Source organism: Pedobacter sp. (assembly GCF_041645105.1).
GTDB lineage: Bacteria > Bacteroidota > Bacteroidia > Sphingobacteriales > Sphingobacteriaceae > Pedobacter.
In genome coordinates this window covers 268,274-289,965 of sequence record NZ_JBAZQQ010000006.1, presented here as the reverse complement: position 1 = coordinate 289,965, position 21,692 = coordinate 268,274, and the positions used below count along the sequence as shown (strand labels likewise).

The window sequence follows — 21,692 nt, the reverse complement described above, 5'->3', positions numbered from 1 at the left end:
ACAAACATTTACTGAGTGAGTGGCGCTCACAATTTGTTTAATAATACACACTAATACCTATACAAGATACGTACCAAAAAATGAGATTGAATGTTAAGAAATTGCTAATAGACGCAAATACAGCAATAACGGACGTACTATAGAATATTTACTTCTCTTTCTAATTTCACACCGAACTTTATATAAACAGATTTTATAATCTCTTCTGAAAAACTATACACTTCCTGTCCTGTAGCAGAACCATGATTAACCAAAACAAGCGCTTGATTCTTCCAGGTTCCAGTCTGCCCAACAACCTTACCTTTATAACCACACTGCTCTATTAACCAACCAGCCGCCAGTTTAATCTTAGCATTTGGTGCCGGGTAATGAACAACATCAGGGAAGTTTGAATAAACCTGATCAAACAAAGCCTGTTCAATGACTGGATTTTTGAAAAAGCTACCTGCATTGCCAATTGTTGATGGGTCCGGCAACTTACTCACCCTAATATCTGCAACAACTTTTGACACATCGGCAATTGTTGGTTTTTCTATACCTCTATTTTGCAACTCAGACTGTATCGCTCCATATTGCGTATTGATTTTCGCCTGTTTATTCAGCTTAAAACTTACTTCAGTAATTATATACTGTCCTTTTAATTCATTTTTAAAAACACTATCACGATAACCAAACTTACAATCTTCAAACTCAAACACACGCTTATTTCCTGTTGCAACTTCATAAGCAGTGCATTCATAAAACACATCCTTAAGTTCTACTCCGTACGCTCCTATATTTTGAATAGGTGATGCCCCAACCGTTCCAGGAATCAGACTTAAATTTTCTACCCCAGCAAAACCATTTGCTACACAATACTTCACAAAATCGTTCCATACAACACCTGCTCCCGCTGTAACAACAACATCATCATCCTTAACAACAGAAGAAATTCCCGGAATACTAACCTTAACCACTAAACCTTCAAAATCTTTAGTAAACAAAAGATTACTACCTCCACCTAAAACCAATAAAGACTGTTGTTTAATAACAGGCAATCCTAAAAGGTCTTTTAAATCAGCTTCACTAAAAACTTCAGAAAAAAAAGCAGACTGAGCCGAAACTCGAAATGTATTGTAAGGTTTTAGAGATATGTTTTGCTGTAAAAGTGACATAAATAAAATTAGCTATATATAGCACAAATGTAATTGTTAGCAGTTGTAATAAACATGTTAAAAGCATTATTTAAAAATTTTGCCTATTTTTCCATCAAATACGCATTTATTAAAACCTATAAAAAAAAAGAGTATCGTTTAGTCTATGGAAAATCAGGATAAGAAAAAAGCTATAATTATTGAAGCTGCATTGAAACGCTTTGCTCATTATGGTTTATCAAAAACCACAATGACGGAAATAGCTAAAGACGTATCTTTCTCTAAAGCATTACTTTACTACTACTTCCCTGATAAGCTAAGCCTTTATGTATCGACAATCGAGCATCTCATGCACGTCATTAGTCGTGACCTGGTAAAGTCCATTGACAAGACCAACACCACTACTGAAGGAATACACAAACTATTGCAAAAGAGGCAATCCTTTGTTCAAAAATATTATACACTACTAGAATCTACTCAGGTTATCGGAACTGAATTACCGGATGATTTACATGAAAAGTTCAGCAAAGCCAGAGCTTTTGAAACTATTATCATCAGTTCTTTATTTAACCGCGGCATTGCAAGTGGTGAGCTGGAGATAGAAGATGTAAAACTAGCTACTGAGATTTTTATTGACGCCCTGTCAGGAATACATTTCAATATTACCGCCAAAGACAAGAACATTTTTCCTGAAAAAGAACAGTTTAAGCAAATATTCTTAAAGGAAAAAGTATTCGCTGACATCTTCCTCAAAGGCCTTAAGCCAAAATCCTGACGGAAAAGTCATGAAAATGTAAGTTTCTACTTGTTTTCGAACTAAAATTCGGTATATAAAATTATGGCCTTATTTTTGACCCTTCAAAAGAAAAAGTCAGAAAGTAAAAAAGTAGAATGGTAGAAACAGATAAAAAAAGAGATACAATCATTGAGGGCGCAATCAAACGTTTTATTCACTTTGGGATCAACAAAACCACTATGAATGAGATTGCTGAGGATCTTTCAGTATCCAAACCTTCCTTGTATTATTATTTCCCTGATAAAAATAGTTTAGTACTGGGAGTTATTGAGAAAATATTTGATGATTATTTTAAACTGGTAGAACAAGTACAACATGCAGATCCTCCTCTTGAAGAGTGCATGATAGGTTTTATAGAAATAAGACACCGCTTTTTCCAAAAATACTATATGATGCATTTATCAGGCAACACACCTGACCCATCACTCAATTCCGATATACTGAAAGAACGCTTCATGAAAATGAAATCAAGAAATGTACAATTACACGCAGACATCTTCCAGAAATCAATGGACAAAGGAGAAATCGCATCCGCAGATGCAAATAAAACTGCAGAATTATATATTGACAGTTTGACAGGAATCACGTCATTATGTATTATGCATGGTAATAAAGAGCTTTTCCCAAGCAAAAAAGAAATGAAAGACATCCTGGATAAGCAACTTAGCTTGTCAGCAATTTTTATTAAAGGTTTAAAATAACAACAAACTACATATATGAATTCAATAATTAAACAGATAAAAATGATACCAGTATTGTTACTGGGGTTATTTTTATCAAATACAGTGAGTGCTCAACAAAGGCTAACACTAAAAGAAGCGCTGAACTACGCTGTACAAAACAGTGTAAAGGTTCGTAAAGCAAAACTTGACATTGACGGAGGGAAATACAAAACAGAGGAAATAAGAGCTCAAGCTTTACCTCAAATTACAGGTAATGCAGGGTTAACCTATAACCCTATTATTGGGAAGCTTGTAGCAGATTTAGGAGATGGTACTGCAAAGTCTATTAAGTTAGGTCAAAACTGGAACTCATCTGCCGGAATCCAACTTTCTCAACAACTATTCAATCAAACAGTTTTTACAGGATTACAAGCTGCAAGATCAAGTGAAGAGTATTACAGGCTAACTTCTCAGTTAACAGAGGAACAAATTATTGAATTGGTGGCCAATAACTATTATCAGGTACTGGTAAACAGACAGCAATTGAATGTATTAGACACGAATATCAAAAATGTTAAAACTGTCGAAAAAATAATTGTTACTCAATATCAGAATGGATTAGCGAAAAAAATTGATGTAGACCGTATTAAAGTAAACCTGGCCAATTTACAGACTCAGCGAGATCAGACTTTAAATGCAATTACACAATTAGAAAATCAATTAAAATTCTCTATGGGCATGCCGGTAAGCACAGATATCAACTTACCTAAAACAGAGCTTACTGAAGTTACAAAATTACCTCAGTTCACAGACTCTATTTCATTAGATAATAGAACTGAAGTGAAAATTCTAGACACACAAGACAAATTGTATTGGCTACAACGTAAGGCTTACGTGTCTGAATATTATCCTTCTTTAGCCTTAACAGGAAACTATACCTATTCAAGTCAGAGTGGTGGATTTGACTTTTTAAAGTCTAACCCCAGCGCTATTGCTTTTGGTGCATCCTCAGTTGGCCTGACACTAAAAGTGCCTATTTTCAATGGTTTCTTAACTCGCTCTAAAATCAGACAGGCTGATGTTGACATCCAAAAAGCAAAAGAAGACAGAAGGGAATCAACAAATGCTTTGAATATGGCTTATGAAAATGCTAAAATTCAATTAAGAAACAGCTTAGCTACAATTAATGCACAAAAGCAAAATGCTGAGCTTGCTGATGAGATCTACAGAAGTACACAAAACAATTACAACAACGGTTTGGCAAACTTAACCGACCTGCTAGATACAGAAAATGCTTTAACTCAAGCCCAAAATAGTTACAACCAGGCATTATTAAACTATAAAATTGCCGAAATACAATTAATCAAATCAAACGGAAATATAAAATCACTACTATAATGAAAAGAGTAATAATTACAATTTTAGTAATCATCATAGCCTTTGCGGGAATTGCTTTTGTACTAAATAATAATAAAAAGAAAAACCAAGAAAAAACAGACTTTGTAGCGAAAGGAAATGGCGCAATTGCTGTTAACGTCGCAACAGTCTCTAAAACAGTACCAGAGTTAGATTTCAATGCAAATGGAACTTTTGCGCCAATTCAAGAGTTAAATTTCTTATCAGAAAATGCTGGTCGCGTAAAAGCAATTTACGTTAAAGAGGGCTCTAGAGTAACTAAGGGCCAAGTATTAGCCAAAATTGATGCTGAGATTATCAACACGGACAGAGAAACAGCTGAAGCTACTTATCAAAACGCGTTAAAAGACGAAGCCAGATATCAAAGTTCTTATGCTACTGGCGGTGTAACTCAACAACAATTAGATCAGGCTAAATTGGCTACTCAAAATGCTAAATTACACTTGCAGGCATCTAAAAGAAGATTAAGTGATGCAAACATTAAATCTCCAATTAATGGTATAGTAAACAAAAAGTATATTGAAGTTGGTGCATTTGTTACAGCACAAGGAACCCAATTATTCGAATTGGTTGATGTATCTAAATTGAAATTAAAAGTTAATGTAAACGAAAGCCAGGTTGCTAATTTAAAAGTTGGTGATAAAGTATCTATTCAGTCAACTGTTTTTGCAGATGATAAATTTACTGGTAAAGTTACTTTCATAGCTGCTAAAGCAGATGGCGCGTTAAACTTTCCTATAGAAATTGAAGTTGAAAACAACATTAAAAACTCTTTAAAAGCAGGAATGTACGGTACAGCTTTATTTGATTTCCCAAAACAAGCTGCCAGCATTTTAATTCCACGCACATCTTTTGTAGGTAGTGTCAGCAGCAATCAAGTTTTCGTATTAGACAAGGCCAGCAATACTGCAAAAATCAGGAAAGTAGTAAGTGGTAGAATTTTAGGTGAAACGGTAGAAATTTTAAGCGGGTTAACCGAAGGAGAAACAGTAATTACAAGTGGTCAAATCAACTTAGTAGACAACACTCCAGTAAGTATTGTGAAATAAAACATTCTTATAAAGAAGCAAAATACAATTAAATGAAAATAGCAGAAATATCCATTAAACGACCTTCATTGGTAATTGTAGTTTTTACTGCATTAACCCTATTAGGCTTATTAAGTTATTTCTCACTAGGCTACGAATTATTACCTAAGTTCTCTCCAAATGTGGTATCGGTATCTACCATTTACCCTGGAGCATCGCCAAGTGAGGTCGAAAATACGGTTACTAAAAAAGTTGAAGACGCTGTGTCTTCGATGGAAAATGTAAAGAAAATCAACTCTACCTCATTAGAGGGTGTATCTATTGTTACTATAACGCTAACCGCAAGTGCAAACGTAGATTTATCTTTAAATGATGCACAACGTAAAGTAAATGCCATCTTATCTGATTTGCCTGAAGACGTAAAAACACCTTCATTGAGTAAATTCTCATTAGATGACATGCCAATTATCACGATTGCAGCAACTGCAAAAATCTCTGATATTGACCTTTACGACATTATAGATCAGAAAATTGCCCCAGAACTTTCTCGTGTTCCAGGAGTAGCCCAGGTATCTATAATTGGTGGTTCAGAAAGAGAAGTTAAAGTAGGAATTGATGCTGCTAAATTAAAGGGCTACGGTTTAACAATTGTACAGGTTCAACAATTGGTTCAAGGTTCCAACTTAGATTTCCCTACAGGTAGTGTAAAAGCAAATGGACAGGATATTTTAGTTCGTTTGTCCGGTAAATTCAATAGTGTAGATGAATTAAGAAATTTAGTAGTAACAACTACTGACAACGGTACTCAAGTTAGAATTTCAGACTTTGCCGATGTTCAGGAAAGTTCTAAAGAAGCTGAAAAAATTGCTCGTATCGATAGATCTAACTCATTAACCTTAAGTATTGTTAAACAAAGTGACGCCAATGCAGTAAGTGTAAGTGAAGGCATTAAGGCTACCATTGCAAAAACAAACGCCGATTATGCGAAAGTTAATGCCTTAAATTTAAAGATTGTTAACGATAGTTCTGTTTACACTTTAGAGTCGGCAGATGCGGTAATCCACGATTTAATGATTGCCGTTGTGTTGGTAGCATTTGTAATGCTTTTCTTCTTACACAGCTTAAGAAATGCGGTGTTTGTCATGATTTCTATTCCGGTATCATTGATTGCTACTTTTATTGCTATTAGTCAATTTGGGTTTACGTTAAACTTAATGTCATTACTAGGCTTATCTTTAGTAGTAGGTATCTTGGTGGATGATGCAATCGTTGTATTAGAAAACATTCAACGTCACATGGAAATGGGTAAAAACAAATTTAGAGCATCTTTTGATGCCACTAAAGAAATTGGATTTACTGTAATTTCCATCACCTTTGTAATCGTAGTAGTATTCTTACCTATTTCTATGAGTACTGGTTTGGTATCAAATATTCTTCGCCAGTTTTGTATTGTAGTAATTATAGCCACATTAATGTCGTTAATTACCTCATTTACAATTGTACCATTGTTATTCTCTCGTTTTGGTAAATTAGAGCGTATAGAAGGTAAAAATGCATTTGGCAAATTCATATTATGGTTTGAAAAACAATTAGCCAAATTCACAGTTTGGATCACAAGCATTCTTAACTGGAGTTTAAACCACAAAGCAATTACCCTAATTGGTGTATTTATGCTCCTTTTAAGTTCATGTGGTTTATTTACAGGTAAATATATTGGGTTTGAATTTTTCCCTAAATCAGATAAAGGTGAGTTCTTGGTACAGATTGAATTACCTAAAGACGCCTCTTTAGAATTAACCAATCAATATGCACTACGTGCTGAAAACTACTTAAGTAAAAAAGCAGATATAGAGCAATTAATTACAACAGTTGGTCAATCAAGTGGAGATATGGGAAGCTCACAAGCAACTGCTTACAAAGCAGAAATCAATGTAAAATTGGTAGCACGTGAACTTCGACCTGGAACCAGTAGTGATATATTAGCGAAGACTTATTCCAGAGAGTTAACCAATGAATTGATTGGTGCAAATGTAAAAACGGTGAACATCTCCATTATGGGTACTGCAGAGAATGCAAACATCCAGCTGGTAGTAACGGGTCCAGAGTTAGATAGCGCCATGCATTATGCAGAACAAGCAAAAGCTATTTTAGCTGGAATACCGGGAGCAGCAGAGACTAAACTTTCTGTAGAAAAAGGCACACCCGAAATTAATGTAAAAGTTGATCGCGATAAAATGGCTTCATTGGGTTTAACCTTACAAACTGTGGGTTTAACTATGCAATATGCTTTTAGCGGTAACACAGATGCTAAATATCGCAAAGGTCAATACGAATACGACATTAATGTTCAATACCAAGATTTTGACAAGAAAAACATTGATGATGTTCGTAACTTAACATTCATCAATAATAAAGGTCAGCAGATAAAATTGATGCAATTTGCAGATATCAAGGAAGATTCTGGACCATCACAGTTAGAGCGTCTAAACAAAACTACTTCGGTAACTTTAAAAGCACAATCAATTGGCCGTCCGACAGGTAGTATAGTCGAAGATTTCCAGGCAGCGCTTGATAAACAAGAAAAAGACGGAAAACTACATCGTCCGCTTGGAGTAAGTTATACCTGGGCTGGTGATCAAGAAAACCAAAGTGAAGGATTCGGTACTTTAGGTATAGCTTTATTAGCGTCAATTATATTGGTATACTTCATTATGGTTGGTTTGTACGATAGTTTTGTTTACCCATTAGTGGTAATGTTCTCTATCCCATTGGCAGTAATTGGTGCATTTTTAGCGCTTGCTTTGACCAATAATAACTTAGGTATTTTTACCATTTTAGGTTTAATTATGTTAATCGGTTTGGTAGCCAAAAATGCAATTATACTTGTCGATTTTACCAATCAAATGAAAGCAGAAGGTAAATCAACTCGTGAAGCCTTAATTTTAGCTAACCACGCTCGTTTACGTCCTATCTTAATGACAACCATTGCCATGGTAATTGGTATGCTACCTATCGCACTGGCTGCAGGAGCTGGAGCCGAGTGGAAAAATGGCTTGGCCTGGGTTATTATTGGTGGTTTGATCAGTTCATTGTTCTTAACATTAATAATCGTGCCTGTAATGTATCAATGGTTTGATAACATCCTGCATTTCTTTAAAATGGATAAAAAGGGCAGACCAATTGATGAATTAATTGCTGAAAATTACGATCATAAAGACGTACATGAATATGATATGAAGCATTAATCATATTTACACGATAAAAAAAACGGTCATCAGAATAAACTGATGACCGTTTTTTTTTGTCTGAATCAGACACTAAATTCTTATATTCCTCAGGAATACAAACTTCTTTAGAAAGCTTAAAATTTAAATATGTATCGCTCTGTTTTCAGTAGCAGCCATTGCCGCTTCTTTTAGAGCTTCAGTATAAGTTGGGTGAGCATGACAAATTCTAGCGATATCTTCTGCAGAAGCACGGAATTCCATAGCAACCACTGCCTCAGCAATCATATCTGCTGCACGTGGACCAATCATGTGTACACCTAAAATCTCATCAGTCTTAGCATCAGCCAATACCTTTACAAACCCATCAGTATCCATACTTGCTTTAGCACGTCCACTTGCTTTGAATGGGAAAGAACCAGCTTTATATTGAACACCTTGTTCTTTCAACTGCTCTTCAGTATAACCTACCGAAGCAACTTCAGGCCAGGTATAAACTACACCTGGAATGAGGTTATAATTGATATGTGGTTTTTGTCCAGCAATCCTCTCAGCAACGTATACACCCTCATCTTCCGCTTTATGCGCAAGCATCGCTCCTTTTATCACATCACCAATGGCATAAACGCCTGGTACAGTAGTCTCAAGGTGATCATTTACAGGGATTTTATTTCCTCTTTCTTCAGTCTTGATGCCAATATTCTCTAAGCCCAATCCTTCAGTATAAGCAGTACGTCCAACTGCAACGATACAATAATCAGCATCAAAGCTTACTTCTTCGCCTTTTGCATTCGTAGCTGTAACAGTTACTTTTTTACCTTTAGTTGTAGCACCTGTTACTTTATGCCCCATAAAGAATTCCATACCCAACGACTTTTTCAATACTCGCTGTAATTCCTTACCTAGACCAGCATCCATAGTACCGATGATAGAAGGCATAAATTCGATTACAGAAACTTTAGTTCCTAAACGAGCGTAAACAGAACCCAATTCAAGACCAATTACACCACCACCAATTACAATCATTTGTTTTGGCACTTCAGTAATATTCAAAGCCTCAGTAGAAGTAATGATACGTTTTTTATCTACAGGTAAGAAAGGCAAAGCAGTCGGTTTTGAACCGGAAGCAATAATTACATTCTTTGCAGTTATCGTTTCCGATTTACCATCTTTGGTAATCTTAATCGTGTTTTTATCAACAAAAGAACCTACTCCTTCAAAAGAGTCGATCTTATTTTTTTTAAATAAATACTGAATTCCAGCTGTATTTTGAGCTACCACATCATTTTTACGCGCGATCATTTGTGGCATATCAACTTTCAAATCTTTTAAGTTGATACCATGTGTTTGAAAAGTATGTGCGGCATTATGAAAATGCTCCGAAGAATCCAACAAAGCCTTAGATGGAATACAACCTACATTTAAGCAGGTACCACCAAAAGTTTTATATTTTTCTATAACTGCCGTTTTTAAGCCTAATTGGGCGCATCTTATCGCTCCAACATAACCGCCCGGGCCCGAGCCAATTACAACTACATCGTATTGCATATTAAGGATTTTTTTTTTCGTAAAGTTAAGAAACCTAAAGCGAATATTAGTCTTTACCTTATCCAAATACTATATTTATACACTAAAAAAACTATTATATGTCTTATGTTAAATCCATATGGCTGGCAATTGTATTTCTTTTTACGGCTCCTAACCTATTTGCGCAACAAACAGACTCTGCATATGTCCGACAGAACTATACAAAAATAGAAAGACGCATTACTATGCGGGATGGTGTCAAGCTTTTTACTTCCATTTATACCCCGAAAGACAACAGTAAAAAGTACCCTTTTCTGGTTAATAGAACACCATATACTGTATCTCCATATGGAGAAGAAAATTATAAAACCAGTTTGGGTAATTTTCCGGCGGAAATGAGAGAGGGATTTATTTTTGTATATCAGGATGTAAGGGGAAAATGGATGAGTGAGGGTAATTTTGATGATATCAGACCACAGATAGCTAATAAAAGAAGTAAGAAGGACATTGATGAAAGTTCTGACACCTATGATACCATTGACTGGTTGATCAAAAACATAAAAAATAACAATGGGAAAGTTGGCATTTATGGAATCTCCTACCCAGGATTTTACAGTACCACCGCTTTACCTGGAGCTCATCTTGCATTAAAAGCAGTATCACCTCAAGCACCAGTTACAGATTGGTTTATTGGTGATGATTTTCATCACAACGGCGCTTTGTTTCTTACTGATGCTTTTAGCTTTATGAGTACCTTTGGAGTACCCAGGCCAAAACCTATTACACCAGATAAAGGTCCAAAAGGTTTTACATACCCTATTAAAGATCTTTACAGATTTCATCTGGAAACAGGTTCGGTTAAAAATCTCAAAGAAAAATATTTTGCAGACAGTATCCGCTTCTGGAACAATCTATTTGCTCATCCTAATCTTGATACATTCTGGAGGGCAAGAAGTATCGTACAACACCTGACCAATATAAAGCCTGCTGTGATGGTGGTAGGTGGTTTTTTTGACGCAGAAGATGCTTATGGAACTTTTGCTACTTACAAATCAATTGAGAAGCAAAATCCTGGAGCGAATAATATAATTGTAGCAGGTCCCTGGTATCATGGCGGATGGATCCGCAGCAAAGGCGACAGCTTCGGAGATATTAATTTTGGCCAATCTACCAGTACTTATTACCAGGAAAATCTGGAACTTCCTTTCTTTAAATATCATCTTAAAGGTGAAGGTACTTTTAATCCTGCTGAAGCTACCATATTTATAACCGGCAGTAATGAGTGGAAAAAATTCAATGCCTGGCCGCCCAAAGAAGCAGAATCTAAAACATTGTATTTACAACCCAATGGAAAACTCGGTTTTGATAAAATTCAACGAACAGATAGCTGGGACGAATATGTAAGTGACCCTAATAGTCCAGTTCCTTATCAGGATGGAATACAAACAAAAAGAACTCGTGAATATATGATCGATGATCAGCGTTTTACTGCCAGCAGACCTGATGTAAAAGTGTATCAGACAGATGTGCTAACTGAAGACATAACACTGGCAGGCCCGGTTATGGCAAATCTGATAGTTTCTACCACTGGTACAGATGCTGATTATGTAGTGAAATTGATTGACGTATATCCGGAAGATAGTCCATCCCCTTCTCCTAACACCCAAAATATCATTATGGCTGGCTACCAGATGCTGGTACGTGGAGAGATTATGAGGGGGAAATACCGAAATGGCTTTGAAAACCCTGAACCTTTCATTCCAGGAATGGTTACCAAAGTAAATTATGCCTTACCTGATGTAGCCCATACCTTTAAAAAAGGTCACAGGATTATGGTACAGGTGCAAAATTCATGGTTTCCACTGGCCGACAGAAATCCTCAGAAATTCATGAATATTTACGAAGCAGATCCATCTGATTTTCAAAAAGCCACACACCGTATATTTCATGATGTAAACAATGCTTCTGCATTAACCCTTACCGTATTAAAACCATAATGAGAAGCTTAGTTCATAGTCTGTTTCTGATCTTGATAACCAGTTCGGTATTTTCAAGCATAAATGGAAATGCCCAGTTATTAAAGGAAAAGAAATACTTTACGAGAGCAGACAGTCTCCGTGGCAATTTAACGCCCTTACGAACCTGTTATGATATCAATTATTACCATCTTAATGTTAAAGTAGATATAGATAGCAAGTCCATCATTGGCAGCAATGAATTCCAGTTTACTGCAACAGAGAACTTGAACAAGCTTCAATTCGATCTGTTTAATAATTTAATTGTGGAAAAAATAACATATAAAGGAGCCGAACTTCCATTTAAACGAGAGTTTAATGCTGTATTTATAACCTTTCCCCATGAAATCACAAAAGGTTCAATAGAGAGTTTTACAGTATTCTATTCCGGAAAACCTGTTATTGCGAAAAACCCACCCTGGGATGGTGGCTTTATCTTTTCAAAAGACAAATCTGGTAATCCCTGGGTATCGGTAGCCTGTCAGGGCTTAGGTGCAAGCAGCTGGTGGCCAAATAAAGACCACCAAAGTGATGAGGTTGATAGTATGATGATCAGCATCAGTGTACCTAAAGATCTTCAGGAGATTTCAAATGGAAAGCTGCGAAGTATAAAAAAAATAGACGAAAACTACACTCAATACAACTGGTTTGTAAACAACCCCATTAACAATTATAATGTCAGCCTATACATTGGTAAATATGCGCATTGGACAGATGAATATATTGGTGAAAAAGGAAAGTTAAATATAGATTACTGGTCCTTAAAAGAAGACAGTACCTTAGCCAGACCGCATTGGAATGCAGATGTTAAGCCTATGTTAAAGTCATTTGAGCATTGGTTTGGTCCTTATCCTTTTTATGAAGATGGATATAAACTTGTCCAGGCACCACATCTTGGCATGGAACACCAAAGCGCTATCGCTTATGGTAATAATTTTAAAATGGGATACAATGGAAGCGACCTTTCTGGCTCTGGCTGGGGACTAAAGTTTGATTTTATTACCATCCATGAAAGTGGCCACGAATGGTTCGGGAACAATATCACCAGTAAAGATGTAGCTGATATGTGGGTACATGAAGCATTCACCTGCTATTCTGAGACTTTATTTACAGAATCAATATCAGGAAAAGAGGCCGCCTCTTCTTATGTTATAGGGATAAGAAAAAACATCAACAATGACCGGCCTATTGTAGGAATCTACAACGTTAACCACGAAGGCTCAGGAGACATGTATTATAAAGGTGCAAATCTTATTCATATCATCAGACAACTTATCAATAATGATGAAAAATTCCGGAGCATACTACGTGGTCTGAACAAGACTTTTTACCATAGTACAGCTACAGGTCAGGAAGTTGAAGATTATATCAGCAAACATAGCGGATTAACTCTAAACAAAGTTTTTAATCAGTATCTACGTAAGACAAAAATCCCAACACTGGAATATCAAATCAAAAATGGCCTTCTTAAATACCGATGGATTGCTGATGTAAAAGACTTTGATATGCCAGTAAAAGTAACACTCAAGCCAGGTAGCTTTAGCTTTATTACACCATCTACCAATTGGAAAAGCATTATCATCGATAAATCAATTAGCAATAGATCATTTAAAACAGATCCGAACTTTTACATTAACATTAAACAAGCCATTTAAAACCTGGTATAGAATGCTAATTGGACTGCATGATTAATAGTGTTGTTCGAACGTCCTTTAAGATATTGATTTAGGTATCCTACTTCTATATCAAAACTTTTGTTAAATCGATATCCACCAGCACCATATGCACGATTTTGATCAAACAACTTCCCATTTAACTGGTCCTTGTTTTGAACGTTAAAAAACAATTCATTCTGCAAAGCTACAAAAGGGCCTTCTGTAAATGATTCTTGTTGATCAAGAACAGGGAGAATCACTCTAAAAAAATACCTGAACCTTTGAGAAAAAACATCTCCACCCACTGTCTCTATAAAACGTTGCTCCAATCGGAAACGATGTTGCGCATACACAGGATTAATTCTATGCGTATAAATATATTGTTCCCAGATGCGGTGTTCTATCAAGGTATTACTTACATCATTCTGTTTTAGATAAGTATTTGTCAGCAAATATCCTGTAGTAGCATTACTGTTCTTATTTATATAATAGGTTACTCCTGGCCTGAACAAAACATTCCTAATACCATCCCAATCATTTGCTGTCCTTAGCTGTACATCAAGATGTAATCCCCATTTATCATTAAATTTTGTTCCATTTAACAACATAAGCCATCCGGAGTTTTGATTTACATGCTGGGAAAAGCTATTCAGCATAAAAAGCGAAAAGAAAAATGTAAAGATTAAATGTTTCATATGTTTAGGATCGGGTCAAATGCCTAAAATAAAAAACTAATGTCAAAAAAAAGGCTCCAGATATACTCCGGAGCCTTTATATATTGAATATTTTACAATATTACACGCCTAAAAGCAATCTAGCCGGATCTTCCAATAATTGTTTAACCCTAACCAGGAAGCCTACAGACTCTCTTCCGTCAATGATTCTATGATCATAAGACAAGGCAACATACATCATCGGACGAATCACAACTTCACCTTTCTCAGCAATTGGACGCTCGATGATATTGTGCATACCTAAAATCGCCGATTGAGGAGCATTGATAATTGGAGTAGACATCATTGAACCAAAAACACCACCATTGGTGATTGTAAAGGTTCCCCCTGTCATTTCCTCGATTGTCAATTTGCTATCACGAGCTTTAGTTGCCAATTCAATTACAGTCTTTTCAATCTGAGCAAGGCTCATACTTTCCGCATTTCTGATAATTGGAACAACCAATCCTTTAGGTGCAGAAACAGCAATTGAAATATCAGCAAAATCATTGTAAACAACTGACTCACCATCAATACGTGCATTTACAGCAGGGAAATCCTTAAGGGCCTCGCACACAGCTTTAGTAAAGAAACTCATGAAGCCTAAGCCTACACCGAATTTCTCCTTAAACTGATCTTTATATTTACCACGTAAATCCATTATGGGCTTCATGTTTACTTCGTTAAAAGTAGTTAACATGGCCGTTTCATTTTTAACAGTAACCAAACGTTTAGCTACTGTCTTACGTAATGGAGACATTTTTTCTCTACGCTCGTTTCTTGAACCTGCAACAGGAGCGGCAACTGTTGATTTAGGAGCTTCAGCTTTAGCAGCCGGAGCAGCTGTTTTCTGAGCATTCACGGCATCTTCTTTTGTAATTCTGCCATCAACACCAGTTCCTTTGACACCAGTAGGGTCAACACCTTTTTCAGCAAGAATTTTACCTGCAGAAGGTGAAGGTGTACCAGTAGCATAGCTCTCTCCAGATTTTTCTGCTACAGGAGCAGCGGTTTTATCTGCAACAGCTGGTTTTTCAGCAGCAGGAGCAGCCTCTTCCTTAGCTTTTGGAGCGGCACCACCATCTTCAATTTTACAAACTACAGCACCTATCGCTAAAGTATCACCTTCAGCAGCTACTGTTTTTAAAGTTCCAGCTTGCTCAGCAGTAAGTTCAAATGTTGCTTTATCAGACTCTAGTTCTGCTATCACTTCATCCATTTCTACCACATCGCCATCATTTTTCACCCAACGTGATAAAACAACTTCAGTTATCGACTCGCCTACAGGCGGAACTTTTATTTCTATACTCATAACAGGTGTATTATATTTTTCTAATCTACATTAAATACTTTACTCACAGACTTATTCGCAATATTCTTTTCTTGCGCTGTAACAGCCATTTCAAATGCTTTGGCTAATATATATGCCTGTTGATCGGCGTGTTGCTTCGCAAATCCAGTAGCTGTACTGCTGCTCTCTTTTCTTGAAACCAATTCTATGTCACCAAAAATAGTTTTTCTCAATTTGCGCAACAAATATGGCCATGCCCCCATGTTTTCAGGCTCTTCCTGAACCCAAACGGCTTCTTTAGCATTTTTATATTTTTTGTATACAGCTTCCATTTGTTCAACAGGTAAAGGATACAATTGCTCTAAACGAACTATAGCTACATCCTTAATCTGATCTTTTTGTTGTTTCTCTAACAACTCATAATAAATCTTACCACTACAGAATAATACTCTCTTAACCGCTGCCGGTTTAACATTAGCATCATCAATAATCTCCTGGAATTTACCTTCAGTAAAATCAACTAGTGGTGATACACATTGTGGATGACGTAATAAACTCTTAGGTGTAAATACAACTAATGGTTTTCTAAAATCACGTTTAAATTGTCTGCGTAAAGAATGGAAGAAGTTTGCAGGAGTAGTGCAATTTGCAACCTGCATGTTATAGTCTGCGCAAAGCTCCATAAAACGCTCAATCCTTGCAGATGAGTGCTCAGGACCTTGTCCTTCATAACCATGAGGTAATAACATTACCAAGCCATTTTCACGTTGCCATTTTGTTTCTGCACTGGCAATATACTGATCAACTACAATTTGAGCTCCATTAAAGAAATCTCCGAACTGAGCTTCCCAGATTGTTAAGGCATTCGGATTGGCCATGGCATAACCATACTCAAAACCTAAAACACCATATTCTGATAAATGTGAATTGTAAATATCGAACGGAGCCTGTTGATCAGATAAATTAGCCAACGGGATATATTCTTCTTCCGAATCTTCTAACTTAATTACAGCATGGCGGTGTGAAAAAGTTCCACGTTCCACATCTTGTCCACTTAAACGAACTCTCTTACCTTCGGCAAGTAAAGTTCCATATGCAAGTTGCTCACCCATAGCCCAGTCAAAAACATGTGTAGTATTTGCCATCTTGCTACGCTCTTCAAAAAGTTTTTCAATTTTCTTAAAGAACTTCTTATTAGAAGGTAAGGTGCTGATTCTTTTTGCAATTTCCAGTAAAGTACTTTCTTTAACTGATGTTACTGGCGAGCTTTCAAAATCTTTCGGTGTAGCAATGCGCATATCTGCCCATGCACCACCAAACTTCACATCCTGATAAGTTGAGGTCAATGCTTTCGCTTCATTCAAACGTTCCTGCAAATAGCCACGGAATTCTTTTTCCATATCTTTTGCAAAACCTGCCTCAATAGAGCCTTCCTTAACCAATTGGTCTATATAAATGTCTCTTGAATTTGGGTGTTTCTCTATTGCTTTATATAATAAAGGTTGAGTGAATTTAGGTTCATCCGATTCATTGTGTCCAAACCTACGGTAACATAAAATATCAATAAATACGTCATTTCTGTATTTCTGACGATATTCCATAGCCAGGTTAATGGCATATACCAAAGCTTCTACATCATCCCCGTTCACATGAAACACTGGTGATAAAGTAACTTTAGCGATATCAGTACAATAAGTACTGGTTCTTGCATCTTTAAAGTTCGTTGTAAAACCAACCTGGTTATTAATAATCAGGTGAATGGTACCTCCGGTTTTATAACCATCAAGACCAGCCATTTGAATTACCTCGTAGACAATACCTTGTCCGGCAACAGAAGCATCACCATGGATCAGGATCGGTGCAATACGAGCATTATCACCACCATATTTAAAGTCGATCTTAGACCTGGTCATACCTTCAACCACTCCGTTTACTGTTTCCAGGTGCGAAGGATTAGGACAAAGACTCAAGTGAACATTCTTACCATCATTTGTAGTTACGTCCGTAGAGTAACCAAGGTGGTATTTTACGTCCCCTCCAAATGGAGATTCAGCACTATAGCCTTTACCTTCAAACTCAGCAAAAATCTCTTTATAAGATTTCTGCATGATATTGGCCAGAACATTTAAACGTCCTCTATGCGCCATACCAAGTACAAATTCTTCAATACCAAGCTCTGCACCTTTCTCAATTACTGAATCCAGAGCAGGGATCAGCGCTTCAGCACCTTCCAATGAAAATCTCTTCTGACCAAGGAATTTAGTTCCCAGGAAATTCTCAAAACTAACAGCCTCGTTCAGCTTCTTTAAAATACGAGTCTTCTCTTCAATAGAGAAGTCTTCCGTATTACGCGTGCTTTCCATTTTATCCTCTAACCAGGAAAGGACTTCAGGCGTACGTAAATATTTATATTCAACCCCGATCGAACTACAGTAAGTTTGCTTCAGGACAGTGATGATGTCACTTAATTTAGCTGCACCAATTCCAAGCTCCACACTTGCGTTAAAAACAGTATCAAGATCAGATTGAGCCAGACCAAAATTCTCAAGATCAAGTGTAGGTAAATGCTGACGTCTTTCTCTAACCGGGTTGGTATGTGTAAATAAATGACCCCGTTGGCGATAGCCATTGATCATGTTTAACACATTAACCTCCTTTAGGAAATGTTCCGGAGCTTCAGCACTAACAGGAGCTCCAGAAGCACCTTTTCCAAAGTCAAAGCCTTCAAAAAACTTCTGCCATCCAAATTCAACTGAGTTTGCATCTTCTTTATAAGATTGGTATAACGAGTCTACGTATTCGGCGTTTGCGCCGTTGAGATAAGATAAATTATCCATTATGGTTTAAATATGCTATAAGTGTTGCAAAATTAGGATTTTACCTCATAATAAAGGCAAGATTCTTTATAATTCTTCAAGAAAATCTACCATTTGACATACATTCTTCAAAGGGGTAAGCCGATCATTTACAAGAACATCAAATTCGGAGATCAAGCTTCCTGCAACAAGAACTGGAACATCTACATAATCCAATACTTTAGCAATGATTTTATTAATGTCTTTTCCTATATTTAATGAGGTTAAAACAACAAACATATAGTCGGGTTTATAAGAGTGGATAACCTTTTTAAGGTCTGGATAAGGGACTTCCCCCCCTAAATAAAGGGCATCATGCCCACAACTCTTAAGTAAATACCTCGCAAACAACAGACCTGTTTCATGCATCTCCCCTTCTGGTAAAAACAGCACAAAGCGTAATGGCTTTTCAATTTCAGGCTTTTTAACCTTATCAATCTCAACAATCATCCTATCTCTAATCAGATTAGCAGCAAAATGTTCCTGCGAGGGATCAATAGTTCCAGTTTGCCAAAGCATTCCTATTCGTTTCATAAAAGGGAATAAAACAATGTCCATCGTTTTAACCAAGCCCATTGTTTTAATGCAACCAGAAAGAATAGAAGAGAAAGCTTTTTCATTGTATTGCAATGTGGCTTTGGAAAGATTCAATACCTGAACAGCGTCATTATCCCATTTAGAATTGAGCTGTACCACCAGATCTATCATCTGTTGTTTACTTAGTTTGGAAATTCTGCTGATCTTATAGCCATTCTCATTCAATGCAACTATATTCAATAGCATTTTTAAGTCTTCCTCATCATAATACCTGATATTGGTAGGCGTCCGTTTTGGGGGAACAAGATTATACCTTGTTTCCCAAGCCCTGATGGTATGAGCTTTAATGCCTATAAGGGCCTCTATATCGCTGATCGAATATTTTTTCACCTTGATTATAACAACAAAACTTAAACAACTTTGTTTAAAATACAAATTTGTTTAACTTTTCATCAAAATCAAAATGTAGAGCTATTACTATCAAGCAAAAGAAGGTTGATCCGGAACTTCAACCTCTAAAATTTTAAATTGTTTATTTAAATCAACGCCATTTTTGGACTTGACATCTTTAGTCAGACCGGCAATACTTGCCCAATTACCCCAGTTACTGGCCGCAGCATAATCTATTAGCTTTTCTTCAAAATAAGCCGCACCACATGTCCAGTGAATTCTCTGTATGTGAATCAGATAAGTAGCTACAAGCTGTCGACCAATATGAGGAATAAATCCAGTTGTATTCAAATCAAACATGTACTTATCTACTACAGAATTCCCTGTTTTACCCAACTTCCAGTTATCCAACTCCTCACCCCCAACTGCTGCATAAAGAACTTCATTCTCCAATTTTTCTTCCTGAAAGAAAGCAATACCATGTTTTTTAAACATAAACCTAAAATAGTCTCTCCACAATAGCCCTAATAGAATTTGGTTAAAATGAATATTTGTTCCGAATTTACTTTCAGCTTCTTTAACTTGCCAGTAAACCATTCTAGGTGACAAACAACCTAAAGCCAACCAGGCCGACAACTGTGATGAAAACCCAGCTTTGTCTATATTGGTCTTGGCATTTTTCAGATAGATAGCTGAACCAACAGCAAATAATGACTTCAAGTGTTGTAATCCAGCCTCTTCTCCACCCTCAGGATAACCTTTAAAATTTTCATTGCCATTTAACACGAATCCTAATTCCTCTAAGGAAGGGACCTCACCCCATTCCTCATTCTCAACGAAAGCAATACTTTCAGGTGATGAAAAACAAGACTTTACAATGGCATCTCTTTCTGTTTTCTTTTTAAACTGAGAAAAGATATCTGGAATATCTTTTATAGGAAAAGGAAGGTCTTCTTTATTATAAAGCGTATGCCCAATAAAGTGTCTCAAATTAACTTTAAGAGTCCACAATAGGTCTTCTACATTGTCGGAAATAAGCGTCTCTTCTGGTGCAACTTCACGATGATGATATACTTCAGCAATATCAAAACGTTCAACCAATTCCTTTAAATGATCTTCAGGTCTTCCTTGAACAAAAAGAATATCTCCTCCCATTTTACGAAATGCAGTTCTTAATGATTTCAAACTACCTCTTAAAAACTCAGCTCTAAAAATACCGGTCTTAGCTGTGCCAAATCTGGTATCATCAAAATAACGAGGATCAAAAAAGTAAACTGGCAAAATACTGTCAGATTTAGCGATAGCTTCAACTAACATTTCATTATCATGCAAGCGGAGATCATTTCTAAACCAAACTAATATTTTTTTGTTTTTCATTATATATTACTGTCTCTTAATGACTACGAGGTTTGAAAAGTTTTTTGCGACAAACTCAAAATTATGGCATTTTTAATCTTAATACTAATATAACAGCCAATATTTACATAAGCAGAACAAAACCTTTACGATAAAAAGATAATTTAGAGAAATAAGGGGGCCAATACATGAATAAGAAGATTTTGATTACAGGTGCTACAGGAATGATTGGACGAAAATTAATCCATTCTTTACAAAAGGCTGGACATACTATCTCCATTCTCTCCCGAAACAAGGTAAATATTTATGGAGTAAAATCATATATCTGGGATGTTGATCAGGGCCATATTGACCCCAAATGTATGTCAGATACCGACACCATCATTCATCTGGCTGGAGAAAATATTGCGTCAAAAAAGTGGACAGAAAAGCGCAAACAACAAATTATTAATAGCAGAGTATTATCGACCCAGTTATTATACAAAACAATAAAAGAGAGCAATGCCAATATTAAGAATTTCCTATCTGCTTCGGCAGTGGGATATTATGGCGATTGCGGCGAGGAAATTCTGACAGAAGATTCTGCTGCAGGCTTTGGCTTTTTAGCAGAGTGTTGCAAACGTTGGGAAAATGCCGTCGATCAAGGCAAATCACTTAGCTTGAGGATAGTAAAATTCAGAATTGGCTTTATACTTGCCAAAGGAGAAGGAGCCTTGCCATCTTTAGAAAAACCGATAAAATTCTTTGCAGGGGCAGCTTTGGGAACAGGTAAACAATGGATACCATGGGTACATATTGACGACATTGTTTCTATGTTTATAAATGCAGTAGAAAACCCAAGATTCCATGGAGCCTACAATGCCTGTGCTCCATTTCCGGTCACTAATTTAACTCTAACAAAATCTATTGCTCATAAACTTCGTCGTCCGGTATGGCCTTTGAACGTACCAGAAACGATACTCAAGTTAATCCTGGGAGAAATGAGTGAGGTAATTTTCATCAGTACAAATACCTCAGCTCAAAAACTATTATCAACAGATTTTAAATTTCAGTTTACCCGTCTAGAGGATGCATTATCCGACATTTATGACTAA

General features: G+C 36.5%; 15 protein-coding genes. 8 read left to right on the top strand and 7 right to left on the bottom strand.

What is annotated here, in order from left to right; all coding sequences use genetic code 11:
- Positions 1 to 137: 137 nt before the first annotated feature.
- Positions 138 to 1,154, bottom strand: a complete 1,017-nt coding sequence (gene murB, locus WC623_RS19600; protein ID WP_372854259.1) for a UDP-N-acetylmuramate dehydrogenase — start codon at positions 1,152 to 1,154, stop codon at positions 138 to 140.
- A 145-nt stretch (positions 1,155 to 1,299) separates the two neighbouring features.
- Between murB and WC623_RS19595 the strand changes: the two genes are divergently transcribed.
- The 5 genes from WC623_RS19595 to WC623_RS19575 all read left to right on the top strand — a co-directional run bounded on the left by WC623_RS19595 (position 1,300) and on the right by WC623_RS19575 (position 8,280).
- Positions 1,300 to 1,908, top strand: a complete 609-nt coding sequence (locus WC623_RS19595; protein ID WP_372854257.1) for a TetR/AcrR family transcriptional regulator — start codon at positions 1,300 to 1,302, stop codon at positions 1,906 to 1,908.
- A gap of 116 nt (positions 1,909 to 2,024) precedes the next feature.
- Entirely contained in the window at positions 2,025 to 2,630 is a 606-nt protein-coding gene (locus WC623_RS19590) for a TetR/AcrR family transcriptional regulator (protein WP_372854255.1), read from the top strand.
- 42 nt (positions 2,631 to 2,672) lie between these two features.
- Complete coding sequence (locus WC623_RS19585; RefSeq protein WP_372854253.1) at positions 2,673 to 3,989, top strand: TolC family protein; 1,317 nt, start codon at positions 2,673 to 2,675, stop codon at positions 3,987 to 3,989.
- Positions 3,989 to 5,056 (top strand): efflux RND transporter periplasmic adaptor subunit, encoded by a 1,068-nt coding sequence (locus tag WC623_RS19580; protein WP_372854251.1) that lies wholly within the window; start codon positions 3,989 to 3,991, stop codon positions 5,054 to 5,056. Before WC623_RS19585 ends, WC623_RS19580 begins: the two co-directional genes overlap by 1 nt.
- A gap of 32 nt (positions 5,057 to 5,088) precedes the next feature.
- Positions 5,089 to 8,280, top strand: a complete 3,192-nt coding sequence (locus tag WC623_RS19575) for an efflux RND transporter permease subunit (protein WP_372854249.1) — start codon at positions 5,089 to 5,091, stop codon at positions 8,278 to 8,280.
- Positions 8,281 to 8,403: 123 nt separating this feature from the next.
- Here the strand turns inward: WC623_RS19575 and lpdA are convergent, their stop codons facing one another.
- Positions 8,404 to 9,807, bottom strand: coding sequence for a dihydrolipoyl dehydrogenase (gene lpdA, locus WC623_RS19570; protein ID WP_372854247.1), 1,404 nt, complete (start codon positions 9,805 to 9,807; stop codon positions 8,404 to 8,406).
- Positions 9,808 to 9,905: 98 nt separating this feature from the next.
- On the opposite strand from lpdA, the gene WC623_RS19565 reads away from it, so the two are divergent.
- Entirely contained in the window at positions 9,906 to 11,783 is a 1,878-nt protein-coding gene (locus WC623_RS19565) for a CocE/NonD family hydrolase (RefSeq protein ID WP_372854245.1), read from the top strand.
- Positions 11,783 to 13,456: a M1 family metallopeptidase gene (locus tag WC623_RS19560; protein WP_372854243.1), complete on the top strand. Its 1,674-nt coding sequence runs from the start codon at positions 11,783 to 11,785 to the stop codon at positions 13,454 to 13,456. Before WC623_RS19565 ends, WC623_RS19560 begins: the two co-directional genes overlap by 1 nt.
- Here WC623_RS19560 and WC623_RS19555 read toward each other — a convergent pair.
- The 5 genes from WC623_RS19555 to WC623_RS19535 all read right to left on the bottom strand — a co-directional run bounded on the left by WC623_RS19555 (position 13,453) and on the right by WC623_RS19535 (position 20,619).
- Positions 13,453 to 14,151 carry a DUF2490 domain-containing protein gene (locus WC623_RS19555; RefSeq protein WP_372854241.1) on the bottom strand — a complete coding sequence of 233 codons (699 nt, stop codon included), beginning with the start codon at positions 14,149 to 14,151 and terminating at the stop codon, positions 13,453 to 13,455. The two genes, WC623_RS19560 and WC623_RS19555, sit on opposite strands and share 4 nt — an antisense overlap.
- Positions 14,152 to 14,251: 100 nt before the next feature.
- Entirely contained in the window at positions 14,252 to 15,481 is a 1,230-nt protein-coding gene (odhB, locus tag WC623_RS19550; RefSeq protein ID WP_372854239.1) for a 2-oxoglutarate dehydrogenase complex dihydrolipoyllysine-residue succinyltransferase, read from the bottom strand.
- Positions 15,482 to 15,501: 20 nt separating this feature from the next.
- A complete protein-coding gene (locus WC623_RS19545) occupies positions 15,502 to 18,297 on the bottom strand; it encodes a 2-oxoglutarate dehydrogenase E1 component (RefSeq protein WP_372854237.1) in 2,796 nt (931 codons plus the stop codon).
- A 66-nt stretch (positions 18,298 to 18,363) separates the two neighbouring features.
- Positions 18,364 to 19,242, bottom strand: a complete 879-nt coding sequence (locus tag WC623_RS19540; protein WP_372854235.1) for a MerR family transcriptional regulator — start codon at positions 19,240 to 19,242, stop codon at positions 18,364 to 18,366.
- A 90-nt stretch (positions 19,243 to 19,332) separates the two neighbouring features.
- Entirely contained in the window at positions 19,333 to 20,619 is a 1,287-nt protein-coding gene (locus WC623_RS19535; RefSeq protein ID WP_372854233.1) for a DASH family cryptochrome, read from the bottom strand.
- 167 nt (positions 20,620 to 20,786) lie between these two features.
- Here WC623_RS19535 and WC623_RS19530 point away from each other — a divergent pair, with 167 nt between their 5' ends.
- Positions 20,787 to 21,692, top strand: a complete 906-nt coding sequence (locus tag WC623_RS19530; RefSeq protein WP_372854231.1) for a TIGR01777 family oxidoreductase — start codon at positions 20,787 to 20,789, stop codon at positions 21,690 to 21,692.

Coding starts and splice junctions, on each gene's coding strand:
- murB (WP_372854259.1), bottom strand. CDS start 1,154: ATGTCACTTTTACAGCAAAACATATCTCTAAAACCTTACAATACATTT.
- WC623_RS19595 (WP_372854257.1), top strand. CDS start 1,300: ATGGAAAATCAGGATAAGAAAAAAGCTATAATTATTGAAGCTGCATTG.
- WC623_RS19590 (WP_372854255.1), top strand. CDS start 2,025: ATGGTAGAAACAGATAAAAAAAGAGATACAATCATTGAGGGCGCAATC.
- WC623_RS19585 (WP_372854253.1), top strand. CDS start 2,673: ATGATACCAGTATTGTTACTGGGGTTATTTTTATCAAATACAGTGAGT.
- WC623_RS19580 (WP_372854251.1), top strand. CDS start 3,989: ATGAAAAGAGTAATAATTACAATTTTAGTAATCATCATAGCCTTTGCG.
- WC623_RS19575 (WP_372854249.1), top strand. CDS start 5,089: ATGAAAATAGCAGAAATATCCATTAAACGACCTTCATTGGTAATTGTA.
- lpdA (WP_372854247.1), bottom strand. CDS start 9,807: ATGCAATACGATGTAGTTGTAATTGGCTCGGGCCCGGGCGGTTATGTT.
- WC623_RS19565 (WP_372854245.1), top strand. CDS start 9,906: ATGTCTTATGTTAAATCCATATGGCTGGCAATTGTATTTCTTTTTACG.
- WC623_RS19560 (WP_372854243.1), top strand. CDS start 11,783: ATGAGAAGCTTAGTTCATAGTCTGTTTCTGATCTTGATAACCAGTTCG.
- WC623_RS19555 (WP_372854241.1), bottom strand. CDS start 14,151: ATGAAACATTTAATCTTTACATTTTTCTTTTCGCTTTTTATGCTGAAT.
- odhB (WP_372854239.1), bottom strand. CDS start 15,481: ATGAGTATAGAAATAAAAGTTCCGCCTGTAGGCGAGTCGATAACTGAA.
- WC623_RS19545 (WP_372854237.1), bottom strand. CDS start 18,297: ATGGATAATTTATCTTATCTCAACGGCGCAAACGCCGAATACGTAGAC.
- WC623_RS19535 (WP_372854233.1), bottom strand. CDS start 20,619: ATGAAAAACAAAAAAATATTAGTTTGGTTTAGAAATGATCTCCGCTTG.
- WC623_RS19530 (WP_372854231.1), top strand. CDS start 20,787: ATGAATAAGAAGATTTTGATTACAGGTGCTACAGGAATGATTGGACGA.